The sequence below is a fragment of the Janthinobacterium sp. SUN137 genome, from assembly GCF_030587265.1.
Lineage (GTDB): Bacteria > Pseudomonadota > Gammaproteobacteria > Burkholderiales > Burkholderiaceae_D > Janthinobacterium > Janthinobacterium kumbetense.
The window spans coordinates 411,988-434,514 of the sequence record NZ_JAPWHZ010000001.1 but is presented as its reverse complement, the minus strand read 5'-3'; the positions used below and the strand labels follow the sequence as shown (position 1 = coordinate 434,514).

Annotated in this window: 22 protein-coding genes; 9 read left to right on the top strand and 13 right to left on the bottom strand. The window is 64.1% G+C overall.

Annotation, left to right across the window (positions count from 1 at the left end):
* Positions 1–13: 13 nt before the first annotated feature.
* The 9 genes from O3298_RS02090 to O3298_RS02050 all read right to left on the bottom strand — a co-directional run bounded on the left by O3298_RS02090 (position 14) and on the right by O3298_RS02050 (position 9,683).
* Positions 14–1,042, bottom strand: coding sequence for an acyl-CoA dehydrogenase (locus O3298_RS02090; RefSeq protein ID WP_305058409.1), 1,029 nt, complete (start codon positions 1,040–1,042; stop codon positions 14–16).
* Positions 1,043–1,201: 159 nt separating this feature from the next.
* Complete coding sequence (locus tag O3298_RS02085; protein WP_305058408.1) at positions 1,202–1,831, bottom strand: hypothetical protein; 630 nt, start codon at positions 1,829–1,831, stop codon at positions 1,202–1,204.
* Positions 1,832–2,058: 227 nt separating this feature from the next.
* Entirely contained in the window at positions 2,059–2,751 is a 693-nt protein-coding gene (locus O3298_RS02080) for a hypothetical protein (protein ID WP_305058407.1), read from the bottom strand.
* Between the two features lie 343 nt (positions 2,752–3,094).
* Positions 3,095–5,185: a methyl-accepting chemotaxis protein gene (locus O3298_RS02075; RefSeq protein WP_305058406.1), complete on the bottom strand. Its 2,091-nt coding sequence runs from the start codon at positions 5,183–5,185 to the stop codon at positions 3,095–3,097.
* 57 nt (positions 5,186–5,242) lie between these two features.
* Positions 5,243–6,037, bottom strand: a complete 795-nt coding sequence (locus O3298_RS02070; RefSeq protein WP_305058404.1) for a TorF family putative porin — start codon at positions 6,035–6,037, stop codon at positions 5,243–5,245.
* A 240-nt stretch (positions 6,038–6,277) separates the two neighbouring features.
* Positions 6,278–6,691 (bottom strand): hypothetical protein, encoded by a 414-nt coding sequence (locus O3298_RS02065; protein ID WP_305058403.1) that lies wholly within the window; start codon positions 6,689–6,691, stop codon positions 6,278–6,280.
* 63 nt (positions 6,692–6,754) lie between these two features.
* Positions 6,755–7,774 carry a YafY family protein gene (locus tag O3298_RS02060; protein ID WP_305058402.1) on the bottom strand — a complete coding sequence of 340 codons (1,020 nt, stop codon included), beginning with the start codon at positions 7,772–7,774 and terminating at the stop codon, positions 6,755–6,757.
* Between the two features lie 81 nt (positions 7,775–7,855).
* Positions 7,856–8,875, bottom strand: a complete 1,020-nt coding sequence (locus O3298_RS02055; RefSeq protein WP_289910964.1) for a GGDEF domain-containing protein — start codon at positions 8,873–8,875, stop codon at positions 7,856–7,858.
* 109 nt (positions 8,876–8,984) lie between these two features.
* Positions 8,985–9,683, bottom strand: a complete 699-nt coding sequence (locus O3298_RS02050) for a FadR/GntR family transcriptional regulator (RefSeq protein ID WP_289910962.1) — start codon at positions 9,681–9,683, stop codon at positions 8,985–8,987.
* 152 nt (positions 9,684–9,835) lie between these two features.
* Between O3298_RS02050 and O3298_RS02045 the strand changes: the two genes are divergently transcribed.
* From O3298_RS02045 to O3298_RS02025, 5 genes are all read left to right on the top strand, one after another.
* Positions 9,836–10,627 (top strand): (Fe-S)-binding protein, encoded by a 792-nt coding sequence (locus O3298_RS02045; RefSeq protein WP_289910961.1) that lies wholly within the window; start codon positions 9,836–9,838, stop codon positions 10,625–10,627.
* Entirely contained in the window at positions 10,624–11,340 is a 717-nt protein-coding gene (locus O3298_RS02040) for an LUD domain-containing protein (protein WP_289910958.1), read from the top strand. The genes O3298_RS02045 and O3298_RS02040 overlap by 4 nt, the downstream gene beginning before the upstream one ends.
* Positions 11,337–12,782: a LutB/LldF family L-lactate oxidation iron-sulfur protein gene (locus O3298_RS02035; RefSeq protein WP_289910956.1), complete on the top strand. Its 1,446-nt coding sequence runs from the start codon at positions 11,337–11,339 to the stop codon at positions 12,780–12,782. The genes O3298_RS02040 and O3298_RS02035 overlap by 4 nt, the downstream gene beginning before the upstream one ends.
* Positions 12,783–12,883: 101 nt before the next feature.
* Positions 12,884–14,596 (top strand): lactate permease LctP family transporter, encoded by a 1,713-nt coding sequence (locus tag O3298_RS02030; protein ID WP_305058400.1) that lies wholly within the window; start codon positions 12,884–12,886, stop codon positions 14,594–14,596.
* Between the two features lie 86 nt (positions 14,597–14,682).
* On the top strand, positions 14,683–14,817 hold the full coding sequence (locus O3298_RS02025; protein WP_305058399.1) for a hypothetical protein: 135 nt from the start codon (positions 14,683–14,685) through the stop codon (positions 14,815–14,817).
* Here the strand turns inward: O3298_RS02025 and O3298_RS02020 are convergent.
* The gene (locus O3298_RS02020; RefSeq protein WP_080698581.1) at positions 14,814–15,047 is read right to left on the bottom strand and encodes a DUF3563 family protein; all 234 of its coding nucleotides are present in this window, start codon (positions 15,045–15,047) and stop codon (positions 14,814–14,816) included. The genes O3298_RS02025 and O3298_RS02020 overlap by 4 nt on opposite strands.
* Before the next feature lie 424 nt (positions 15,048–15,471).
* On the opposite strand from O3298_RS02020, the gene fucP reads away from it, so the two are divergent.
* A complete protein-coding gene (gene fucP / locus O3298_RS02015; RefSeq protein ID WP_251350483.1) occupies positions 15,472–16,776 on the top strand; it encodes an L-fucose:H+ symporter permease in 1,305 nt (434 codons plus the stop codon).
* Positions 16,777–16,827: 51 nt separating this feature from the next.
* On the opposite strand, the gene O3298_RS02010 is transcribed toward fucP, so the two are convergent.
* The gene (locus O3298_RS02010; RefSeq protein WP_305058398.1) at positions 16,828–17,721 is read right to left on the bottom strand and encodes a LysR substrate-binding domain-containing protein; all 894 of its coding nucleotides are present in this window, start codon (positions 17,719–17,721) and stop codon (positions 16,828–16,830) included.
* A gap of 159 nt (positions 17,722–17,880) precedes the next feature.
* Between O3298_RS02010 and O3298_RS02005 the strand changes: the two genes are divergently transcribed.
* A complete protein-coding gene (locus O3298_RS02005) occupies positions 17,881–19,374 on the top strand; it encodes an acetyl-CoA hydrolase/transferase family protein (RefSeq protein WP_289916563.1) in 1,494 nt (497 codons plus the stop codon).
* Between the two features lie 66 nt (positions 19,375–19,440).
* Here the strand turns inward: O3298_RS02005 and O3298_RS02000 are convergent, their stop codons facing one another.
* Both O3298_RS02000 and O3298_RS01995 read right to left on the bottom strand, forming a co-directional pair.
* Entirely contained in the window at positions 19,441–19,812 is a 372-nt protein-coding gene (locus O3298_RS02000; protein ID WP_289898521.1) for a hypothetical protein, read from the bottom strand.
* A gap of 96 nt (positions 19,813–19,908) precedes the next feature.
* On the bottom strand, positions 19,909–20,571 hold the full coding sequence (locus tag O3298_RS01995; RefSeq protein ID WP_099667061.1) for a TetR/AcrR family transcriptional regulator: 663 nt from the start codon (positions 20,569–20,571) through the stop codon (positions 19,909–19,911).
* 302 nt (positions 20,572–20,873) lie between these two features.
* Between O3298_RS01995 and O3298_RS01990 the strand changes: the two genes are divergently transcribed.
* Positions 20,874–21,995 carry a M14-type cytosolic carboxypeptidase gene (locus O3298_RS01990; protein WP_251350487.1) on the top strand — a complete coding sequence of 374 codons (1,122 nt, stop codon included), beginning with the start codon at positions 20,874–20,876 and terminating at the stop codon, positions 21,993–21,995.
* 12 nt (positions 21,996–22,007) lie between these two features.
* Positions 22,008–22,472, top strand: coding sequence for a CYTH domain-containing protein (locus O3298_RS01985; protein ID WP_289904142.1), 465 nt, complete (start codon positions 22,008–22,010; stop codon positions 22,470–22,472).
* Positions 22,473–22,527 lie beyond the last annotated feature (55 nt).

Genomic DNA, 22,527 nt, shown 5'->3' with positions numbered 1-22,527 from the left:
GCGATTTTTTTTGTCACAGCGACCAAGGATGGTCTTCTGCGCCGGCGACGATGCCGCCCAGCACGGCCTGGTCGCGTTCCGCGTGGCTCTGGCGCAAGAACACGGGCAGGTCGGCAGCCAGGCGGGCGAAACGGGCATCGCGGCACAGGGGGCCTGCGCCCAGCGCCCGCGTGGCCAGGTGCAAGACCAGGGTGGCGGCGTCTTCCGTTGCCAGGCGCAGGCGCAGGGCCAGTCCCATGGCGTCGCGTTGCGGGTGCTGGTCGATTTCGGCGGCGCCTTCGCGCAGCAGGGCGCCGGTGGCGCGCAAGACGCAATCGATTTGTCCCAGCTGCGCCAGGCGGACGGGGTCGGGGGCGGCGTGTTGCGCGCGCGCATGCAGGTGGCTGGCGACGGCGCAGGCCGCGCCGTACCAGGCGGCCGCGATGCCCGCGCTGCCATGCCAGAAGCCGGGCCGCTGCAGATAGGCGCCCGGCGCGCCCACGGGAAAGGCGCGCGCGGCAGAAAAAGTCACGTCGACGCTGGCGCAGGCATGCATGCCGACGGCTTGCCAGCCTTCGTCCGTGACGTGCACGCCGGGCTGCGACAGGGGCACCGACGCCAGGCAAGCCTGGCCTGCGTCGTTCCAGAAGCTGACCAAAGCATGGCTGAGGCCCTTCGCCCCGGCACACCAGGCCTTGCGTCCGTCGAGCACATGGCGGCCCTCGGCCGTTTGCCGCAAGCGGACGCGCGCGCCCGGCAGGTCCGCGCACCAGACGCCCCAGCAGCTGCCGGCCGGCACGGCGGAGCCGCCGATTTCCGCCAGGATGGCGAGCGCATCGGTATGGCCTTCATACAGCTTGAGCAGGGAGAGGTCGACGGCGGCGATGGCGGCCAGCATTTGCCAGCGCTGCAGGGTGGCGCCGTGGCCGGGCAGGGGCAGCTGGTCCAGTCCCGCGTCGCGCAAGCGCCGCAAGCCTTCGATCGGGTGGAAAGCGCTGTCCTGGGGCTGCAGCAGGGCATCCAGTGCAGCGTGGGAGGGCAGGGGAAAGGCATGGTGTGACATGGCAAGCTCCTGTTTTTCTACAGGATAGCTTTTTATTTTTGCAATGTCTGTTTGATTTTACACAGACTCCCGTTCACGCTTGCGAGTCCATGAAGCGGCGGGCGAGAAGATGCGCCATGGCAACTGCGGGGCCGGGCGGCCCCGCAACTGATCACGCGCTTATTTTTTCACGTAGTGCACGTCCAGGACATACACGCCCTTTTTCGGGTCCAGCACCACCGAGTACAGGTCGTTGCCGCGCAAGGACAGGCCGCCGGGGACGCTCAGCGCCGCCTGCATGCCTTCATCCCACATGCAAGATTCGCCATTGTCCACCTTGACGCACCATTGCTGCTTGCCATCGCGCAATACATATTGCACGGTGGCGCCGTTGCGCTGGAAAGTATAGGCCGGCACCGACGAGGTGACCTTGTCGACGCGCAAGTTCGTTGCCGCGGCATTTTCCGCCAGCTTGATCGGCATGTCGGCTGTACCGTCCGGCTTGCCGGTGATTTTCGCGCTCATGCCGTCCGTCGCGACCACGGGGCCGGTGCAATCGGCCTTGAAGTAGGTTTCGCCGGTCGGCGTCAGTTCCAGCGAACCGCTGCCGTCGCTCTTGAGCGCGATGACGAGCACTTGACGGTCGTGATCGTCGCACGCCGATTGCCACGTGCCGAGATATGCGGCCAGTGGCGAGGTGGAACCGGAATCGCCGGCAAGCTGCTGCGCCGAATTACCCCCACCGCCGCCACCGCAGCCGGTCAGGAGTGCCGCGGCCGAGCCGACCAATACTGCCAATAATTTTTTCATTCAGAGTCCTTTTTATCCGGCAGTGGTGCGTGCCGTCAACGCGGCCTGATTATAGGATTATTAATAGGAAGGAATTCTCACCGAATCTATCGCTGACTTGATTTGGATCATGTCGCGGCAATGCGCTGAAATGGTTTGCGGGACTGAAGGGAGGATGTGGTGTAACTGGTGCGCATTGCGCCGCTCACGCGGCGCAATGGCTGATTATTGGCTGATTACTGACTGATTTATTGTTTTACATAGTGCATATCGAGCACATAAGCACCGTCTTTTTGCATCACGGTAAACAATTCGTTACCGCGCAAATAAAAGCCGCCGTTGCCACTTACTGCCTGTTGTATGCCGGTATCCGGGATGTCCGTGGTGTCACCACTGCCATCGGTGATGCGCCAATGGGATTTGCCATTGACCAGCACCGTGGTGACGGCCGGGCCCGTAATCTGGATGGTGTGGGCTGGCAGCGACGATACGACCTTGTCGATGCGGATGTCCGAGGCAGGGCTGTCCGCCGTCAGTTTGAGCTGGATATTGCCTGCGCCATCCGGCGTCGCGGTAATCTTTTCACTCGTGGTTTCCGTAAATTGCACGGGGCCGCTGCAATCGGCAGTACTGAAAGTTTCATCGTAGGTCGATATTTCCAGGGCGCCGCTGCCATCGTTCTTGAGGGCGACGACGAGGCGCTGGCGGAAAGAGTCGTTACAAGCGGGTGTCCAGGTGCCAACATAGGCGGCCAGTGCGGGAGGAGGCGGAGGTGCGACCACCACTGGCGGGGGCGCTACCACCACTGGCGGGACCGCTACGTCTGCATTGCCGTTAGCACTACCGTTAGCATTACCATTAGCACTACTGTTTCCGCCACCACCGCAACCAGTCAATACCACTGTGCCCGATACCATTAATAAAGCCAATACTTTTTTCATCCGTGATTCCTGTAAATCTTCAACCGGCTGGAAGCGTGCCGTATACGCGGCGATATTATAAAGTACATGCGTATCTTATTTTTCTGAAATCTGAAATTGGCCGCAATGCCTGCATTGAAAATGGTCATCGGATAAATTCCGGCAGGAGCGGTTGACCATTTTCCTGGTGCTGACGTGGCGGGAAATAAAGGAAGGTAATCTCAGGTGCGGCCATTCAATGGCGTCGAGGAGAAACAGGCGGGTGCCGCGCCGAATCCGGCGCGAGGCAGGTATTGATATGGCCGTTTATAAAATTCGTGCCGGCGCCTGAATCTGGCGCCGGCTGCCGCCGGAAATGGCCGGTTTAAAACTCTTCCCAGTCATCGCCTGCCGGCGCCTTGGCCGGCGCATGCTGTACTGCTTGCGGCTTGGCAACACTCAGGCGTTTGGCTGGCGCGGCTGTCTTGGGCGTCACGGCGCGCGGCGCTGCGGGCGCTGCAGCCGGCGTTGCTGTCGATGTTGCCTGGCGCGCCTGCTCACCCAGCTTGAACACGCTGACCACCTCGGCCAGATGGCTGGCCTGGTCTTGCAGGCTTTCGGCGGCCGCTGCCGCTTCCTCGACGAGGGCCGCGTTTTGCTGCGTTACGCCATCCATCTGCGCCAGCGCCTGGTTGACCTGGGCGATGCCGTCGCTTTGCTCGGTGGTGGCGACGCTGATGTCGGCCATGATGGCGGTGACCTTGCGCACGCTGTCGACCACTTGCTCCATGGTGGCACCTGCTTCATCGACGAGCTTGCTTCCGGCGGCCACCTTGCCCACGGAATCGTCGATCAGCAGCTTGATTTCCTTGGCCGCCGCGGCGGAGCGCTGCGCCAGGTTGCGCACTTCCGTGGCGACGACGGCAAAACCGCGGCCCTGTTCGCCCGCGCGCGCCGCTTCCACGGCCGCGTTCAGCGCCAGGATATTCGTCTGGAAGGCGATGCCGTCGATGACGCTGATGATGTCGACGATCTTGTTCGACGAGTCATTGATCGACGTCATGGTTTCTATGACTTTGCCGACCACTTCGCCGCTCTTCTGTGCCACACTCGATGCGGAAGCAGCCAGTTGATTCGCTTGGCGCGCATGGTCGGCATTTTCCTTGACGGTGCCCGTCAGTTCTTCCACGGAGGCGGCCGTCTCTTCCAGCGAGCTGGCTTGCTGTTCCGTGCGGGCCGACAGGTCGTTATTGCCTTGCGCAATTTCCGCGCTGGCGCGTGCCACGTTGTCGGCACTGGCTTGCACTTGCAGCAGCACGGCGTGGATCTTTTCCACGAAGGCGTTGAAACCCTTGCCGATGACGGCCAGCTCGTCGGTGCCCTTGACTTCCAGCTTGACGCGCAGGTCGGCGTCGCCGCTGGACAGGTCCGTCATGGTGCGGCCCAGAGTGCGCAGGGGGCGTGTCAGCTGGTTGACGACGAGGATCAAAATGCCGGCCGTGGCTGCCGCGCACAGCAGGGCAACGATCAGCGTGTAGACCATCAGGTTGCGCGCCGAGGCGGTGGCCACGCTTTTCGGGAAATTCAGTTCCACGCTCCATGGCGCGATGTCGGGGTGGATCTGCAGCGGCTGCAGCAAGTGGATGTAGCCCTTGTCGTCCTCGTATTCATACGCCTGGCCCTGGCGCACCTTTTCCAGGCCGGCGGCCGGCACGTCGTCCGCCTTCTTGCCCAGTCGTGCAGGCTCGGGGTGGCTGGCGTACAGGCCGCCGTTCGAGATCAGGGCCAGCTTACCGCCCTCGATCACTTTCAGGTCGGCGAGGATTTTCGCCAGGCGCGTGAGCATGAAGTCGGCGCTGGCCGTGCCCTTGAAGCTGCCGTCGATCATGATGGGCGCCACCAGCGAAGCCATCAGCACATCCTTGCCGTCGACGGGATAGATATACGGTTCCGTAAAGTAAGTCTTGCCGGTGCGCTTGGGCACGTCGTACCAGTCGTTGGCGCCCGCTTTCGGGTCGAAGACGATGGGTTCGACTTGCAGCTTGCCGCCGGCGCCCCGTGTCCAGTAGGGCATGAAGCGGCCGCTGGCGTCGTAGTTCGGTTTCTGGTTGGCAAACTCCGCATCCTTGCCGTCGAGCGCATTCGGCTCCCACGTCACGGCCGAGCCCAGCAAGTCTTCCGAGCTGGTCAACGTCGCCTTGGTCAGTTCATTGATCTGGTCGCGCTGCAGGGGCAAATTCGCGCCCTTGGTGCCGCGCATGGCGCCGGCCAGGCTGGAAACGCTCGACAGGTTGCTGGCGATGCGCGCCTGCAGCGCACCGGCCACTTCGCGTGCCGACGTGCGCGCCAGTTCCAAAGCCGCCGCCTCGGCGCTGGCGCTGCTCTTGTAGCCGATCACGGCCGCCGTGACGCCGAGGCTGAGGATGGCGAGCGCGGTGGCGGCGACGCAGATTTTACTGTTCAGTGATAGTTGCATGAGGCTGTTCCTTGATGGGGAGGGGTATCGGTGTCTCGGGCGTCGCGGGTAGCGCGCCTAGAAAGTCTTGCTGACGGCCAGCACGAAGGTGGCCGCGGCCGGGTTCGAGGTGTCGAACCGGCCGGCCGCATTCGGGATGCCCAGCGTGTAATGGTCGTAGGCGTCGGTGGCGCCCCAGGCGCGCGTCACGGCGCCACTCAGGCTCCAGCCGCCGTCGAAGGCCCGCGTGACGCCCACCTTGGCATCGCGCCAGTTCCACATGGCATTGCCCGTGCCCGCCACGCGGCCATTGCCGGCGTGCAGGTTCAAGGTCCAGGCATTGCCCAGGTCGACATTCGCGCCCACGTCCAGGTAACCCGTGCCGCGCGCATGCGTGATGCCGAAGAAGTCGCGCGTGACGGTATGGTTGTATTTGGCGTACAGCATGCGGTAGGTCAGGCCCAGCGACAGTTCGCCGTAGTCGTACCTGACGCCTGTGGCGCGGTAGACGGCGCCCGGATACTTGTAGTAATACGCGAGCACGCTGTAGCCCAGCTCGTCCACCGTGCCGCCGTAGCCGCCGTACAGGTCCCATTCGACGCTTGCATCCTGGATATAGCGGCCGCTGACGGTGGAAGCCCAGGTGCCCAGCGACCAACCGCTCGGGTGCGCGTAGTCGACGCCCGCCTGCAGGGCCGGCTTGCCCCAGGTCTGGCGGAAGCCGCGCGAAATGTATTGCGAAGTGAGGCTGGCATTGGCGCTGAAGGTGGCGCCAGTGCTGTCCGTGGTCTGGGCCTGCACGGGCAGGGCGGCCGCCAGCAGGAAGGCGCAGCCCAGCAAGGATGATCCGGGGAAACGGTGGTGCGATGGCATGGCAGTCAGCTCCGTATTTGCCGGCAGCGGCCGTCCAGGCGCGTTGCCCTGATGGTTGCAATAAAAATGCGGAATGGACTTTTGTGAAGGCAAGGCGAGGCCGCTTGCATGCTCGCCTGAACATGCACACATTCTCACCAAACGTAACTGAAAGGATAGGGGCTAGGGCTAGTGGAAGTCAATAAAGTTGCGCTACGGAAATCGTAAGTTGTTGTTTCCTGGCACTTTTTCATGCTCCTGTCACATTTCCGGCCTGCCCCGGCTGGCTGCCTCTTGCAAGCCGGCCAGCAAGCCTGGCAGGGCCGCATGCAAGGCTTGCTGGCTGTCGGCGTCCAGCCCGGCCTGCATTTCCACCCGGCCCGAGGGCTGGCCCCAGACGACCTGTGCGCTGAGCCGGGCGCCGGCGTCGAGTCCCGTGACGCTGACCAGCAGCGCGACTTCTTCCGGCGCATCCTCGGGCACGTCCGCGAGCAGGCAGGAAATGCCGAAATGATAATCCTGGAAGGCGCTCGCCGTGCCGCTGGAAAAGGCGAAGACGGAAGCGAGCACCTGCGGCGCGGCGGCCGCCAGTGACGGCAGGGCGGCGCGAAACAGGGGCAGCAAGTCGTTTTCCAGCTGCTGTACCAGCGGATGAGTGTGGCTAAGGACGGTCATGGGCGGACGAAAGGAGTGGCGGCGCGCGATGGTAGCAGTTTTCGCCGCCGCCGGGGGCCATCGTCAGGCAGCGTAGCGGCTGGCCATGCTGGCGATGGTGCTTCTCATCTGTTCGCGCAGCGCGGCGGGCGCCAGCACTTCCACGCCATCGCCCAGGCCCAGCAGCCACCATTGCAGTTCGCGCGTGCTGGGCACGGTGGCGGTCAGGTGCAGCGAACCGTCGGCGCGTTCCTGCAATTGCTGGTCCGCGCTCAGCGGCGTCTCGTACAGGTGCTCGCCGCTGCGGCGGGCAAACACGGCTTCAAGCTGCAACGGTTCGCCCTCGCGGATGCCCATGGCGCCGGAGGCGATATACGCATCGATGTCGAAGCCTGGCTGCGCGCGCGCGGCAAGGAAGAGCATTTCCGCCTGTTGCACGCGGTGCAGGACCAGGGTGCGCACGTCGTGGTAGTCGGCGAACAGGCAGACCAGGTAGAGCAACTGGCCCCGCTGCACGATGGCCAGCGGATGGACGGCGTCATAGCTGACGAGGTTGTCATTGTCGCGCTTCTTGTAGCTCAGCTTGAGCTGGCGGTTCTGCATCAGCGCTTCATACACGGTGCGCTGGCAAGCTTCGTCGATGTCGGGCGCCAGCAGCCGCTGCATGGGGGCGATGACGCGTATCTTGCTCAGCCAAGCGGACGCGTTGGCACGCTCGCTGGCCGCGTTCAGGGTCTGGCGTGACGCGCTGAAATATGGCTGCATGCTGTCCAGGGTGGATGGCGGCAACGCATGGCGCATGTGCTGTTCCATCAGGGCCAGGGTCAGTGCGGCAGGCGTCGACAGGCCAGGCATGTCCATGCGCGCCGCATTTTCCATCCAGCACCAGCCAAACGGCTTGCTGTCGGCGGGATTGGTCAGCGGGAAAATCTCGGCCAGGTCCAGCAAGTCGCGCTGGATCGTGCGCACGCCGATGGCGAAATCGATGGCCTTGAGCTTGTCGTGCAATTGGGCGACGGTGATGGTGCGTGGCGCCTGCGGTATCAGGCGCAGCATTTGCCATTGGCGCATGATGGTGGAGGGGCGGGGCGCGGGTGCAGACATGATGATTCCGTTCTATTCAGTGGCAGGATGTGTACTGATAAGTACACAAGTTAACGAATGGTAACATTGATTCGATGGCAATTACAGGGTATCCAGCCTGGCTGCCCTGACGCAATTGCGCCCCGCGTGCTTGGCCTGGTACAGCAGGCGGTCGGCAGCAGCGACCAGGGCGGCGGCGCCGGGCGCCCGGCTGCCGGGCGCACACGCGAGGGAGGCGACGCCGAAGCTGGCCGTCGTCCCGATGTGCTGCGCCAGGCCGTCGCGCAGGCGTTCGGCCAGGCGCATGCCGCCAGCCAGGTCCGTTTCGGGCAGGATCAGCAGGAACTCCTCGCCGCCGTGGCGCACCACGCTGTCGATGCCGCGGCGCGTGGCGTTGCCGAGCAGGCCGGCAAAGGTGCGCAGCACGGCATCGCCTGCGGCGTGGCCGTGGGCGTCGTTGATGCGCTTGAAGTGGTCGAGATCGCACAGGATGGCCGTCAGGCACAGGCCATGGCGTTGTGAACGCGCCAGTTCGGCGCCCAGCAAGTGCTCGTCGAGGTAGCGGCGGTTGTAGCAGCCGGTCAGGTGGTCGCGCACGGCCTGTTCCGCGAGGACGGCGTGTTGCAGGGCGTGCGCGCGGTGCTGGCGCTGCTGGCCATGGCTGGCGCAGAGGCCGGTCAGGTTGAGCAGCAGCAAGGTGGCGGCATTGCCGGCCTGAACGTCATCCTGCAGGCCCAGCCAGGCCAGGCTCGCCGCGATGGCTAGGCCGGCGCCGCCCAGCAGGTGCCGCGTGATGCCGGCATAGGGTGCGGCGAGCAGGATGCAAAAGGCGGTCGCATGCCAATCGGCGTCGGTCTCGCGCAAGGCATAGCAGAGCAGGAACACGAGCAGGTCCAGCGCCAGCAGCGCGGTGCCGGAGGCGGCGCGGCCAGGCTGTGCGGCAGGTGCGCGCACGGTTCGCAGCAGCATGGCCAGGATGAGCAGGCAGCACGCCAGGGCCAGCGGCCAGCCGGCGGGCGGCAGCAGCGCGGCGGCAAAGGCGGCGCTGGCGCCGGCATGCAGCGCCAGCAAGGGAAGCGGCGCCGGCTTGCGGATATCGTCAATTGCGTGATGCAAATGCATGGAAACCTGTCGGATAGCGAATCGGGACCCCATTCTTGCCCGGCCCTGCGACAAGCCACGACGCGTTGCCCCACCATGCTGCATATCAGATTGGTCCTACCAGTGACCCTTATTCGTCGCTGGTGACGCGCGTGCGCACGAAATCGATGTGGCCTTGCATGGCCGTGCGCGCTTCTTCGGGCTGGCTGGCGCAGATGGCCTCGCACAGCGTGCGGTGCTGCGACAGCAGTTGCAGCGAAGTCGCCTCGTCCTGCTGGCGCAAGCCCGTGCCATTGATGGTGATGTGTTCGCGCAGCATGCCGATGATGCTGGTGTGCAAGTGCAGGAACATGGTGTTGTGCGACGCTTGCGCGATAACTTCATGCAGGCGCGCATCGGCCTGCGCCTCGCCGTGCTTGTCGTCGCTGGCGCGCGCCTGTTCCAGTTCGGCCAGCAGGGCCATGATTTGCGCGCGCTCGTCCACGCTGGCCCGCTGCGCCGCAAAGTAGGCCGTCGCCCCTTCCAGCACGCGGCGAAATTCCAGGATGTCGTCGCGCAGGGCGGGGTGGTCGGCCACGAGCTGGCTCCACGGCGAAGCCATGCCCGTGCGCAGCTGATCCGTCACGAACACGCCCGCGCCGCGCCGGCTGCGCACCAGGCCCCGCGCCGCCAGCCGCTGCACCGCTTCGCGCACGGTGTTGCGCGAGACGGCATATTGCTGCGCCAGCAGGCGTTCGGCCGGCAACTGCGCGCCCGCCGGCAAGCTGCCGTCCAGCAGGGCGGTTTCCAGCCGGCGCATCACCATCTCGACCCTGCCCCGTGTTTGCATGCCTGTCGCCATCGATGTCTTCCGGTGTTGTTTTAAAGTGGTCCGAGCAATTTGAAGTGGCTTGCGGAAGCTGGAATTATGCGTGAACCAGTCATTCTTAACAACACACAGCGGCGCCGCAGCAACACACAGAGCGCCGGGGAGACACACTCATGCAGCCAGATCCGCGCCAGCCACGCCGCTATCCACCCGCACCGCTCCAGGTGTACCTGTTCGCCACCTGCCTGGTTGACCTGTTCGTGCCGCAGGCGGGGCTCGACGCGGTGCGCCTGCTGGAGCGGGAAGGCTTGCTGGTGCACTATCCGCGCGGCCAGAGCTGCTGCGGCCAGCCCGCCTACAGCAGCGGCAACCCGGAACAGGCGCGCGCCGTGGCCCGCGCCCAGCTCGACCTGTTCGCGCAGCCCTGGCCCGTGATCGTGCCGTCCGGCTCCTGCGCCGGCATGATGCGCCACCACTGGCCGCAACTGTTCCAGGACGACCCCGTCGCCGGCCCCAAGGCGGCCGAACTTGCCGAACGCGTGTATGAACTGAGCGAATTTCTCGTCTGCGTGCTGCAACTCGATGTGGCCGGTCTGGCAGGCGCAGGGCAGGCGCAGGAAAGCGTGGTGCTGCACACCTCGTGCGGCGCGCGCCGCGAAATGGGCGCGCGGGTGCACGGCGTGGCACTGGTCGACGCCTTGCCCGGCGTGACGCGCATCGAACACCAGCGCGAATCGGAATGCTGCGGCTTCGGCGGCACGTTTTCACTGAAGCACCCGGATATTTCCGGCGCCATGGTCAGCGACAAGATCGCCTCGGCCTGCGCCACGGGCTGCGACCGGCTCGTCTCGGCCGATTGCGGCTGCCTGCTCAATATCGGCCATGCCGCGCAACACCAGGGCGCGCCGCTGCCCGTCGAACACCTGGCCAGCTTTTTGTGGCGCCGCACGGGAGGCGAAGCATGAGCGCCGCCCTGACTGCCCGCGAACGCATGCTGGGACGCCTGCGCGCCGCGGCGCCGTCCATGCCCGAGGAGGTGGACGTCATCGATACGGCCATCGACCAGCACTACCTGGCGCGTCACGCACAAGCGCCGCTGTCGCCACGGGGCCGGATCGCCGCCCTGCAGGCCGCCCTGCAGGCCGCGCATGCGGAAGTCGATTGCGTGCGCGGCGATGCCTGGCCCGCCCTGCTGGCGCAGCGCCTCGGTGCGCATGGCGTGCGCCGCCTGCTGATGGATGCCGATAGCAGGGAAGGGCTGGCCTTGCAGGCTGCCTTGCCGGACGGCGTCGAGGCGCTGTCTTTTGACCGTCCGCTGGTGCAGTGGAAGGGCGAATTGTTCGACACCGTCGACGCGGGTTTTACTGTCGCCCGTTCCGGCATCGCCGCCACGGGCACGCTGGTCATCGCGCCCGACGCGGCCACGCCGCGCACGGTGTCGCTGGCGCCGCCGCTGCACATTTGCCTCGTGTATGCGAGCACCCTGCATGCGGACTTGCATGCGACGGCGCGCGCCGAGCGCTGGGCGGACGGTATGCCATCGAACTTGGTGCTGGTGTCGGGTCCCTCGAAAACGTCCGATATCCAGCAAACCCTCGCCTATGGCGCGCATGGCCCGCGTTGGCTGTGGGTGCTGATCGTCGATGACTTGCCAGCCCGTGAAGGAGGCCAGCCATGAACGCCAAGCCACTGCAATTCGTCAAGCCGGCGGATTTCCATGCGCGCGCCCGCGCCGCGCTGGACGACCCGAAGCTGCGCCAGAGCTTTCGCGGCGCCATGGATTTTTTGCAGGACAAGCGCACGGCGCAGTTCCCCGACGGCGACGAGCTGGAACGCCTGCGCGACCTTGGCGAAGCCGTGCGCCGGCACGCGCTGGCGCGCCTGCCCGACTTGCTGGTGCAGCTGGAAGACAAGCTGACGGCGGCCGGCGTGCAGGTGCACTGGGCCGAGGATGGCGAGCAGGCCAACGCCATCATCCACGCCATCGCGCAAAAGGCCAAGGCGGCGCGCTTCATCAAGGGCAAGTCGATGGCCAGCGAGGAAATCGAGCTCAATCACTACCTGGAAGCGCGCGGCATGACCTGCCTGGAGTCGGACATGGGCGAGTACATCGTGCAGCTGGCCGGCGAAAAACCGTCGCACATCGTCATGCCTGCGATTCACAAGACCAAGGCCGATATCGCCGGCCTGTTCGCCGAGCACATTCCCGACGCGCCCTACACGGAAGACGTCGACAGCCTGATCCAGACGGGGCGGCGCGCGCTGCGCCAGGCCTTCGTCGAAGCTGACATCGGCTTGTCGGGCGTGAACTTCGCGGCGGCCGACACGGGCACCCTGTGGCTGGTGGAAAACGAGGGCAATGGCCGGCTGACGACATCCGTGCCGGACGTGCACATCGCCATCATGGGCATGGAAAAGGTGGTGGCCAAGCTCGAACATATCGTGCCGCTGGCCAGCCTCTTGACGCGTTCGGCCACGGGGCAGGCCATCACCACGTATTTCAACCTGATTTCCGGCCCGCGCCGCGCCGGTGAACAGGATGGGCCGCGCGAAGTGCACCTGGTCTTGCTCGACAACGGCCGCAGCCAGGCCTACGCCGACGAGCAGCTGCGCGCCACCCTGCAATGCATACGCTGCGGCGCCTGCATGAATCATTGCCCCGTCTACACGCGCATCGGCGGCCACGCCTACGGCACCACGTATCCGGGGCCGATCGGCAAGATCATCTCGCCCCACTTGCTGGGACTGGCTGCGACGGCCGACCTGGCCACCGCGTCGAGCCTGTGCGGCGCCTGCGGCGAAGTGTGCCCCGTGCGCATCCCGATCCCGCAATTGCTGGTGCGCCTGCGCACGGAGGCGAATCGCAATCCGAACGAGGAAGTCAGCCATCCGTTGCGCGGCCAGGGCGCCAAGTTCAGCCGCGGCGAAAGCCTGGTCTGGCGTTTCTGGAGTGGCGCCTTCGCGCGCCCAATCAGCTATCGCCTGTTCCGCTGGGCCGCCACGCGGCTGCGCGCACTGACGCCGGGCAAGCAACTGGGCTGGACGCAGCACCGCAAGCCGTTGACGCCGGCGCCGCGCAGCCTGGCCGACCTGCTCAATGCGCGCGGTCAGGAAGAGTAGCCCGGCCCGGCAGCACCGAAGCACCGCAAAAAACACGCTACACACAATTACATCAAAAGCCGTTTTTTCAATCAACCCGCATCCACCGGAGGAGACCCGACATGCAAACCTGGACCCAACTTTATACACCGCTCGGCAGCCTGTGGCTGTCGTCCCTGGCGGCAGCCGTTCCCATCATTTTCTTCTTCATCGCCCTGGCCGCGCTGCGCATCAAGGGCCACGTGGCGGCCGCCGTCACCCTGGCGCTGGCGCTGGTCGTGGCGATTTTTGCGTACGGCATGCCCGTGCCGCAGGCGCTGGCGGCGGCCGGCTATGGTTTTGCGTATGGTTTGTGGCCCATCGCCTGGATCATCGTCACGGCCGTCTTCCTGTACAAGATCGTCGTGAAGACGGGGCAGATCGAGATCATCCGCGCCTCGGTGCTGTCGGTCACGGACGACCAGCGCCTGCAGGTGCTGTTGATCGGCTTTGCCTTCGGCGCCTTCCTGGAAGGGGCGGCCGGTTTCGGCGCGCCTGTGGCGATTACCTCGGCGCTGCTGGTGGGCCTTGGCTTCAACCCGCTGTATGCGGCGGGCCTGTGCCTGATCGCCAATACGGCGCCCGTGGCCTTTGGCGCCATGGGCATCCCCATCATCGTGGCGGGCCAGGTGACGGGCATCGACCCGTTCCTGATCGGCGCCATGGCGGGCCGCCAGTTGCCGCTGCTGTCGCTGGCCGTGCCTTTCTGGCTGGTCTTCATGATGGATGGCGTGCGCGGTGTGCGCGAAGTGTGGCCGGCCGCCCTGGTAACGGGCGCCAGCTTTGCCGTCACCCAGTATTTCACGTCGAACCATATCGGGCCGGAGCTGCCGGACATCACTTCGGCCCTCGTCAGCCTGGTGTCGCTGACCCTGTTCCTGAAAGTGTGGCAGCCGAAGAATGCCAAGGTGGTCAACGCCGTCGGCGGCGGTGCCGCCGCGCTGTCCGGTTTTGGCGGCGGGGCAGGCAATGCGGATTTGCGCGGCAGCGGCAGCGGCAGCCGCGCCGCCTCGCCCTACACGCTGGCGCAGACGGCGCGCGCCTGGGCGCCGTTCGGCCTGCTGACGGCCATCGTCACCGTCTGGAGCCTGCCCGGCTTCAAGTCCCTGTTCGCCGCCGGCGGCGCGTTATCCAGCCTGGTCGTCAAGATCCACGTGCCTTACCTCGATAAACTGGTGATCAAGACGATGCCCATCGTGGCGGAGCCGAAAGCGTATGACGCCGTCTTCAAGCTCGACCTGCTGTCGGCCGTGGGCACGGCGATCTTGCTGACGGCCGTGCTGTCGATGTGGATGCTGCGCATGAAGCCGCGCGATGGCATCAAGGCCTTCGTCGAAACGCTCGTGGAATTGCGCCGTCCCGTGCTGTCGATCGGCCTGGTGCTGGCGTTTGCCTTCGTGGCCAACTATTCGGGCATGTCGTCCACCCTGGCCTTGCTGCTGGCCGGCAGCGGCGCCGCCTTCCCGTTCTTCTCGCCGTTCCTGGGCTGGCTGGGGGTGTTCCTGACGGGGTCCGATACGTCGTCGAATGCCTTGTTCTGCTCCCTGCAAAACACGACGGCGCACCAGATCGGCGTGTCCGACACCTTGCTGGTGGCGGCCAATACGACGGGCGGCGTGACGGGCAAGATGATCTCGCCCCAGTCGATCGCCGTCGCCTGCGCCGCGACTGGCCTGGTGGGCAAGGAATCGGACCTGTTCCGCTTTACCTTGAAGCACAGCCTGCTGTTTGCCGTCATCATCGGCATCATCACCATGCTGCAGGCGTACGTGTTCACCGGCATGATCCCGCACTGAGCGATCCGTAGAAATACGTAGTAAAACTAGATGAATTGATAGTAAAACGTGCAGATGGTCATGAAAATGACCTGATGCACTGCAACATGACGACGCTTCCCGGCGTCGTGCCGGGCGGCCGCCTGTTGCCGCATACCCATCCCGTGCTCAAGCGCGAGGCGAGCAGGATGGGTCTGGCAATGGTCTTGCTGGTACTGCTTGCTTCCGGTTCAGGAGATTAACGGCTAAGGCCGCTCATCCAGCTTGGCTGCGGGTTGGCACGTGCCAGTTCGCGCATGCGGTATTCCAGATCGTAGCGGTCGGTCGATTCAGCCAGGTAGGCTTCTTCATAAGCGCGTTCGCGGCGGTCGCTGCTTTGGTTCAGCCAGGCACCGACGCGCTTGGCGGCGTGGACGAGGGTGGCGACGATATTGCTGTTTTGCGTGGTGTGGTAGGTAAATGCGGTAGACATGGCAGACTCCTTGAGTGGCGTGCCGCGTTGTGCTGCACTGCAATATAAGTATAGCGATTCCAAGTTATAAGGCTACTTTTGATTTCAAATGTCAGCTATTCATTTTTCAAATAATGGTCGCGAAAGCTGCGCAATACGGGGCTTTAAGGCATAATGCCGGCGCAGGATCGTAGTTTTACTACAAGACGTTTTTGTCCAGGATGTTGTTTTCAGACGCAGCCCGCAGGCGTGCCGCGCCCACAAGACATCGTTCTGACGAGAAACGGTCGGCCGCACGCGCGAGATGCCATGCCTGCCCCGTATCGCTGATGGCAGTCATGGCCCACGCTGATATCTGCGTGGCGCTTGCACGTCCTGGTGCTGCCCGGGTGGAAACGCTTCCATGCCTGGCGCGATCAACTTGGAATTGAAAAATGGAGAAGGTATGGAATATGTAAAGCAAGGCCAGGGCGTACCGTCCGCACGGGCCGGCACGCAAAACAATACAGGCGCCCTGATCATTGTCACGGTGCTGTTTTTCATGTGGGGATTGCTGACCTCGCTCAATGATGTGCTGATTCCCCATCTGCGCTCGATCTACACCTTGACGTATGTCCAGGCGATGCTGGTGCAGTTCTGCTTCTTCGGCGCCTACGCCATCGTCTCGCTGCCGGCTGGCATGCTGATCAAGAAGATCGGCTACCAGCGCGGCGTCGTCGCGGGCTTGCTGATCGCGGCCGCCGGCTGCGCCATGTTTTACCCGGCGTCCACCGGCAGCTATGCGCTGTTCCTGTTGTCCTTCTTCATCCTGGCGGCCGGCATCACCGTGCTGCAGGTGGCGGCCAATCCGTACGTGACGGAACTGGGCGACCCGCAGACGGCGTCGAGCCGCCTGACCCTGACGCAGGCGTTCAACGCGCTGGGCACCACCGTGGCGCCTGCGCTGGGCGGCATGCTGATCTTGTCGGGCACCGTGCTGACGGTGCAGCAGTTCGACCTGCTGCCGGCGGCCGAGCAACTGGCTTACCGCGCCAAGGAAGCCGCTTCCGTGCAAGGCCCGTACCTGGTGCTGGCCGCCACCCTGGTGATCCTGGCCGTGCTGTTCGCGCTGGCAAAATTGCCAAGGATTTCGCATGCCGACGATGCGGCCGCCGTGGCGCAGGATGGCCACAAGGTCTCGATCTGGTCGCACCGCCACCTGGTGCTGGGCGCGCTGGCCATTTTCCTGTATGTGGGCGGTGAGGTGAGCATCGGCAGTTTCCTGATCAACTTCCTGGGCGAGAGCCATATCGCTGGCCTCAGCCACGCCGACGCCGCGTATTTCGTCAGCTATTACTGGGGTGGCGCCATGCTGGGCCGCTTCGTCGGCTTTGCCGTGATGCGCTATGTCAGCCCGGGCAAGACCCTGGCCTTCAACGCCGCCGTCGTCATCGCGCTGATCCTCGTCGCCGTGTTCTCCAGTGGTCACACGGCCATGTGGGCATTGATCGCCGTGGGCCTGTTCAACTCCATCATGTTCCCGACCATCTTCAGCATGGCGCTGAACAAGCTGGGCGCGCAAACGGGTCAAGGTTCGGGCATCCTGTGCATGGCCATCGTCGGCGGCGCCATCGTGCCGTTCATCCAGGGCTTCCTGGCCGACCACATCAACCTGCAGCTGTCCTTCCTCGTGCCGGCCCTGTGCTACACCTTCATTCTGTACTTCGGCTGGAAGTACGCCAGCATGTACAAGGACGACGCCGCCAAATAAGCAAGGTGGCGCGATCGATCAAAAGGGTGGCCTCGGCCACCCTTTTTTACGTCAGTGCGCGAATTGCGTGCCCAGCACGTCCTGGCACACTTCGAGCCAGGCGCGCGCCGCGTGCGACAGGTAGCGCCCGCTCCAGATGTGCGCCACCTGCCACGCCACCTCCGGCTCGACGATGCGCACTGCCTCCAGCCGTTCGCCGGCCAGGCGGTGGATGAACGGCTCGGGCAGCAGGGCCACGCCCAGGCCGGCCGAGGCCATCGCCACCAGCCAGTCCCATTGCCCGCTCTGGGCCGCAATCGTCGGCGTGAAGCCCGCTTGCGCGAAATGCTGGCGCAGGCTGCGCGTGAGCGCGAAATCATCCTTTAATAACACCAGCGGCAAGTCGGCCAGCGCCTTGAAGGGCAGTGTCGTGCGGTTTTTCTGGAACGTGCCCGGCTCGGCCAGGGCCCAGATCGGGTAGTTGGCCACTTCCACGGCCACGAGATCGAGTTCCGGGTCGGCCGGCAGCACCGTCATGCCGATTTCCAGCTCGCCGGCCGCCACCTGGCGCTCGATCTGCTGGCCCGTGTCTTCCTGCAGGGTCAGGCTGATGTTCGGGTGGCGCGCGCGGAAGGCTTTCAATACGGGCGTGAACAGCACGTTGATCATGGGCGGGATGCCTACTGTCAGGCTGCCGCGCTGCAAGGTCTGGGTGTCGCGCACTTCCAGGGTCAGCTGGCGCATATTGGCCAGCATTTCCTGGCCGTGCTGGTAGACGATGCGGCCCGTGTCCGTCAAGGTCAGCTTGCGCCCGTCGCGCACGAGCAATTGTGCGCCCACCTCGTCTTCCAGCTGGCGCACCATCTTGCTGATGGTGGACTGGGTCAGGTGCAGCGATTCCGCCGCCTGCGTAAAGCTCGACAGGCGCACGGTTTCGACGAAATAGCGCAGGGAACGGATATCCAAGAGGGGCTCGGCGTTGGTAGGGCATGAAAATATCGACTGGATGTGACGAAATTAATTCATGCCATGCATGTAAGCGGGATTTTATACTGAATCCACTTATGGGGTTGGTGTATGACAGCCATCCAGTTTGAGAATATTAAGAATATCAGGAGCATCACGATGTACGAGGACCGTATCCGCCACCCAGGCTTGCTCAGCAAAATCATGAGCGCCGATGAGGCAGCCAAATTGTTCCACAACGGCATGCGTGTCGGCATGAGCGGCTTTACCCGTGCCGGCGACGCCAAGGCCCTGCCGCGCGCGCTGGCCGAGCGCGCCCTGCAAGACCCGTTGAGCCTGACCCTGATCACGGGCGCTTCGCTGGGCAATGGCAGCGATGGCCTGATGGCCGAAGCGGGCGTGCTGGCGCGCCGCATGCCGTTCCAGGTCGACCCTGTGCTGCGCGGCAAGATCAACAACGGTGAAGTCATGTTCATCGACCAGCATCTGTCGGAAACGGCCGAGCAGCTGCGCTCGGGCAACTTGGCGGCCGTCGATATCGCCGTCATCGAGGCCACCGCCATCACGGCGGCCGGCGCCATCATCCCGACCATGTCGGTGGGCAACTCCGCCGCCTTTGCCCAGCAGGCAACGCAGGTGATCATCGAGATCAATCTGTCCACACCGCTGGCGCTGGAAGGCTTGCACGACATTTATATTCCGCAAACCTTGCCGGGGCGCGAACCGATTCCCCTCACGCGCGTCGACCAGCGCCTGGGCAGCACGGCCATCGCCATCGACCCGGCCCGCATCGCCGCCATCGTCATCACGGACAGTCCCGACAGCCCGTCGAACGCCTTGCCGCCCGATGCGGAAACGCAGGCCATCGCCGGCCACGTGATCGCCTTCCTGCAAGGCGAAGTGGCGGCTGGGCGCATGGGGCCGGAATTGTTACCCCTGCAGGCGGGCATCGGTACCATCGCCAACGCCGTGCTGCATGGCCTGATCGGCTCGCCTTTCCGCAATATGACGATGTATTCGGAAGTGCTGCAGGACAGCGCCATCGAGCTGCTCGACTCGGGCCAGCTGGCGTTTGCCTCGGCCTCGTCGATCACCCTGTCGGCCGCCGTGCATCAAAAGCTGATGGACAATATCGACCATTACCGCTCGAAGATCGTGCTGCGCCCGCAAGAGATCAGCAACCACCCGGAAATCGTGCGCCGCCTGGGCATCATCGCCCTGAACACTGCGCTCGAGTTCGATATCTACGGCAACGTCAATTCCACGCATGTGTGCGGCACGCACATGATGAACGGCATCGGCGGCTCGGGCGACTTTGCGCGCAATGGGCAAGTGTCGATGTTCGTGTCGAAATCGGCGGCCAAGGGCGGGCGCATTTCCAGCGTCGTGCCGATGGTCTCGCATGTCGACCATACGGAGCATGACGTCGACGTACTGGTGACGGAGTGGGGCTATGCGGACTTGCGCGGCCTGGCGCCGCGCGAACGGGCGCCGCTGATCATCGAACGCTGCACGCACCCAGACTACCGCGCGCAGCTGCGTGCCTATTACGACGCGGCATGCCAGCGCGGCGGCCACACGCCGCACATCCTGGAGCAGGCGCTGTCGTGGCACACGCGCTACCAGGAAACGCAGAGCATGCTGGCAGCGTAGCAGCTTCGCTAACCTCAGGACAGGCAGGGCAGGGCGGTGCATACCGCGCCTGCCTTTTTCTATTGTTCAGTACATATGCAGCGCCTTGGCGCCCAGGCCCAGCAGGGCAAACGTGGTGGTGGCCTGTATGCCCATGAACCACAGGAAGTGGGTATGCATGTGCTTGCGGATGTCGCCCAGTTCCGTGCGCAAGGCGTGGCAGTCGCCGCGCAAGTCGCCGCGAAACTGCGTCAGGTCGGCGCGCAGCAACTGCGATTCGTCGCGCAACTCCGTACGTACATTGTCGAGGCCGTCGCCAAGACGCTGTTCCAGGGTCTTGAACCATAGCCGGTCATGTTCCCGGTCCGTTTCCAGTTTTGTCAGCCGCGCTTCCATGCGTACAGCATTGTGCGCGCCTTGCTGTTTGTCAAGCTGGTCCGTGGCATAGGCTTCGTTCATCTCACGCTCCTTCGCGCGAGCCGCGCTGCACCAGCGCAGGCGGCTTCACTCCACTGTCCGCCTTTTCTGTCGGGACGGTTTGCGCTGGATCAAACGTCAGGAAGCCGGTGCAAAGCGCAGACGGATACCTGCCGTGACGACGGCCAGCAAGTCGTCGATATGCGCGTTCATTTCCGGGTGCGGCGTCCACGGGTCGCCCGCATCCATGACGATGCGCAGCGACACGAGGCCGTGCAGCGATTGCCAGAAGACTTGCGTCATCGTGTGCAGCGCCGGCTCGTCCTGGCGCACCTGGCCCGCTTGCGCCAGTTCGGTAAACAGGTGCAGCGCATAAGCGTACGGATCCTGCTCGATATTGCCGTGTTCGACCTCGACGGCGTCGATTTCCGCGTGCGGACGCAATTCCATGAAGATCAGCGAATACTCGTCCGGATGCTCGAAGCCGTACTCGATATAGGCGCGGCCGACCAGGGCGATGCGCTGCCACGGATCATCGCTGGTGGCGCACGCCGTGCGCATGGCGCGCACCAGCTCCAGCAAATCCTTGTCCATGGCCTGCGCGATCAGGGTGGCCTTGTCGCGGAACAGGGCGTACACGACGGTGGTGGAAAAACCGGCCGCCTCGGCTACCTTGCGGATGGAGACGGCGCGCGCGCCGCCCTTCTTGATGAGATCTTTGACGACGTCGATGATGTGCTCGCGCCGCGCCTGAGCCTCGCGTAACTTTCTTTCCTGGATGTTAGTTAACTTCTTGTCCACGACTCTTTCCTGGCGACTCTATGAAAGCAAGAATTATAGGGGGCCGACCGGGCGCCAATGTGTCAGCCGTTGTTACAAAGCAGTTTTTTGTCCGGTAGATGCAACAGCTGACCGATTTTTCGCGCTTTTGCCCGGCACTTTTCCATCGATGCCCCGGATTGGTGCATAAAACGCCGGGCCAGGCTTTGCTAATGGTGCCAAAGGGCGGAAAATAGCGGGATAGCTTACACTGCGTTTTTTAGCGCAACGGCGCCAGCCCACGAGGCAACGCCGGAACACTTACATTCGGACGGGATCATTACATGACCATTAAAATCAGCCAGAACTTCGACTCGGGCGCCATCGACGTGGTGAGCGCCACCAGTGCCGGCGCCATCGACCTGAACTTGCGCAAGGATAGCCACGCCGACATCCACCAGTGGTTCCACTTCCGCCTGCAGGGCGCGCGCGGCCAGGCGTGCACGATGCGCTTCCTGAACGCGGGCCAGGCCACCTATCCGGCCGGCTATGAAGACTACCAGGCCGTGGCCAGCTACGACAGCGAAAACTGGTTCCGCGTGCCAACGTCGTTCGACGGCCAGGTCATGACGATTTCGCACACGCCGGAACTCGACAGCGTGTACTACGCCTATTTCGAGCCGTATTCGTGGGAACGCCATCTGCGCCTGCTGGGCGAAGTGGCCGAGCATCCGCTGGCGCGTGTGTCCGACCTGGGCAGCACGGTCGACGGCCGCGACATGAACATGGTTACCATCGGCAATCCGCAGGCGGAAAAGAAAATCTGGGTCATCGCGCGCCAGCATCCGGGCGAATCGATGGCCGAATGGTTCGTCGAAGGATTGATCGACTCGCTGCTGGACGACGCCAACCCGATCGCGCGCAAGCTCTTGCAGCGCGCCGTGTTCCACATCGTGCCGAACATGAACCCGGACGGCTCCATCCGCGGCAACCTGCGCACGAATGCGGCAGGCGCCAACCTGAACCGTGAATGGATGACGCCATCGCTGGAGTCCAGCCCGGAAGTGCTGTGCGTGAAAAACAAGATCCACGAAACGGGCGTCGACATGTTCTTCGACATCCACGGCGATGAAGCGCTGCCGTACAACTTTGTGGCTGGCAATGAAATGCTGGAAAACTTCACGCCGGCGCAGGCGGCGCACCAGAAAGCCTTCATCGAGCGCTACAAGCAGGCCAGCCCCGACTTCCAGGACAAGTTCGGCTATGCGGCCAGCAAGTACAAGTCGGACATGCTGACCCTGGCATCGAAATACGTCGGTCACCACTTCGGCTGCCTGGCGCTGACCCTGGAAATGCCGTTCAAGGAAAACGCCGACTTGCCGGATCCGGCCGTCGGCTGGAACGGCGCGCGCAGCGCGGCCCTGGGCGCGGCCATGCTGCAGCCTATCCTGCTGTCGCTGGATTGAACGGCGTTGTTCATGGGTATCGAAATCGAGCGTAAATTTCTGCTTGCCGGCGACGCCTGGCGCGGCCTGGGCCAGTCGGTCCTGCTGCGCCAGGGGTATTTGTCGTCCGCGCGCGAGCGCGTGGTACGCGTGCGCATCGAAGGCGAGCAGGCGATGCTGACCATCAAGGGGGCGAACGTGGGCGCGACGCGCGGCGAGTGGGAGTATCCGATCCCGCTGGCCGACGCGGCCGAACTGCTCGACGGCCTGTGCGAACAGCCGCTGATCGAAAAGGTCCGTCACCGCATCGAACACGCGGGCATGGTGTGGGAAGTCGACGAGTTCCTGGGCGCCAATGCGGGCCTGGTGGTGGCGGAGATCGAACTGGCTTCGGAAGACCAGCCGTTCGAGAAACCCGACTGGGTCGGCGCGGAAGTGTCGGGCGATGCGCGCTACTACAACGCCAACCTGATCCGTCACCCGTTTTCACAGTGGTGACGAGGCGTCAAAAAGCTTGTTGAAATGAAAAAGGCGAAACTGGGGTTCCGCCTTT

Excerpts from the sequence above, each read along its gene's own strand:
- O3298_RS02090 (WP_305058409.1), bottom strand. The coding sequence starts at position 1,042 with ATGTCACACCATGCCTTTCCCCTGCCCTCCCACGCTGCACTGGATGCC.
- O3298_RS01990 (WP_251350487.1), top strand. The coding sequence starts at position 20,874 with ATGACCATTAAAATCAGCCAGAACTTCGACTCGGGCGCCATCGACGTG.
- O3298_RS02035 (WP_289910956.1), top strand. The coding sequence starts at position 11,337 with ATGAACGCCAAGCCACTGCAATTCGTCAAGCCGGCGGATTTCCATGCG.
- O3298_RS02025 (WP_305058399.1), top strand. The coding sequence starts at position 14,683 with ATGACGACGCTTCCCGGCGTCGTGCCGGGCGGCCGCCTGTTGCCGCAT.
- O3298_RS02030 (WP_305058400.1), top strand. The coding sequence starts at position 12,884 with ATGCAAACCTGGACCCAACTTTATACACCGCTCGGCAGCCTGTGGCTG.
- O3298_RS02000 (WP_289898521.1), bottom strand. The coding sequence starts at position 19,812 with ATGAACGAAGCCTATGCCACGGACCAGCTTGACAAACAGCAAGGCGCG.
- O3298_RS02040 (WP_289910958.1), top strand. The coding sequence starts at position 10,624 with ATGAGCGCCGCCCTGACTGCCCGCGAACGCATGCTGGGACGCCTGCGC.
- O3298_RS02050 (WP_289910962.1), bottom strand. The coding sequence starts at position 9,683 with ATGCAAACACGGGGCAGGGTCGAGATGGTGATGCGCCGGCTGGAAACC.
- O3298_RS02005 (WP_289916563.1), top strand. The coding sequence starts at position 17,881 with ATGTACGAGGACCGTATCCGCCACCCAGGCTTGCTCAGCAAAATCATG.
- fucP (WP_251350483.1), top strand. The coding sequence starts at position 15,472 with ATGGAATATGTAAAGCAAGGCCAGGGCGTACCGTCCGCACGGGCCGGC.
- O3298_RS01985 (WP_289904142.1), top strand. The coding sequence starts at position 22,008 with ATGGGTATCGAAATCGAGCGTAAATTTCTGCTTGCCGGCGACGCCTGG.
- O3298_RS02045 (WP_289910961.1), top strand. The coding sequence starts at position 9,836 with ATGCAGCCAGATCCGCGCCAGCCACGCCGCTATCCACCCGCACCGCTC.
- O3298_RS02055 (WP_289910964.1), bottom strand. The coding sequence starts at position 8,875 with ATGCATTTGCATCACGCAATTGACGATATCCGCAAGCCGGCGCCGCTT.
- O3298_RS02070 (WP_305058404.1), bottom strand. The coding sequence starts at position 6,037 with ATGCCATCGCACCACCGTTTCCCCGGATCATCCTTGCTGGGCTGCGCC.
- O3298_RS02075 (WP_305058406.1), bottom strand. The coding sequence starts at position 5,185 with ATGCAACTATCACTGAACAGTAAAATCTGCGTCGCCGCCACCGCGCTC.
- O3298_RS02085 (WP_305058408.1), bottom strand. The coding sequence starts at position 1,831 with ATGAAAAAATTATTGGCAGTATTGGTCGGCTCGGCCGCGGCACTCCTG.
- O3298_RS02020 (WP_080698581.1), bottom strand. The coding sequence starts at position 15,047 with ATGTCTACCGCATTTACCTACCACACCACGCAAAACAGCAATATCGTC.
- O3298_RS02065 (WP_305058403.1), bottom strand. The coding sequence starts at position 6,691 with ATGACCGTCCTTAGCCACACTCATCCGCTGGTACAGCAGCTGGAAAAC.
- O3298_RS02060 (WP_305058402.1), bottom strand. The coding sequence starts at position 7,774 with ATGTCTGCACCCGCGCCCCGCCCCTCCACCATCATGCGCCAATGGCAA.
- O3298_RS02080 (WP_305058407.1), bottom strand. The coding sequence starts at position 2,751 with ATGAAAAAAGTATTGGCTTTATTAATGGTATCGGGCACAGTGGTATTG.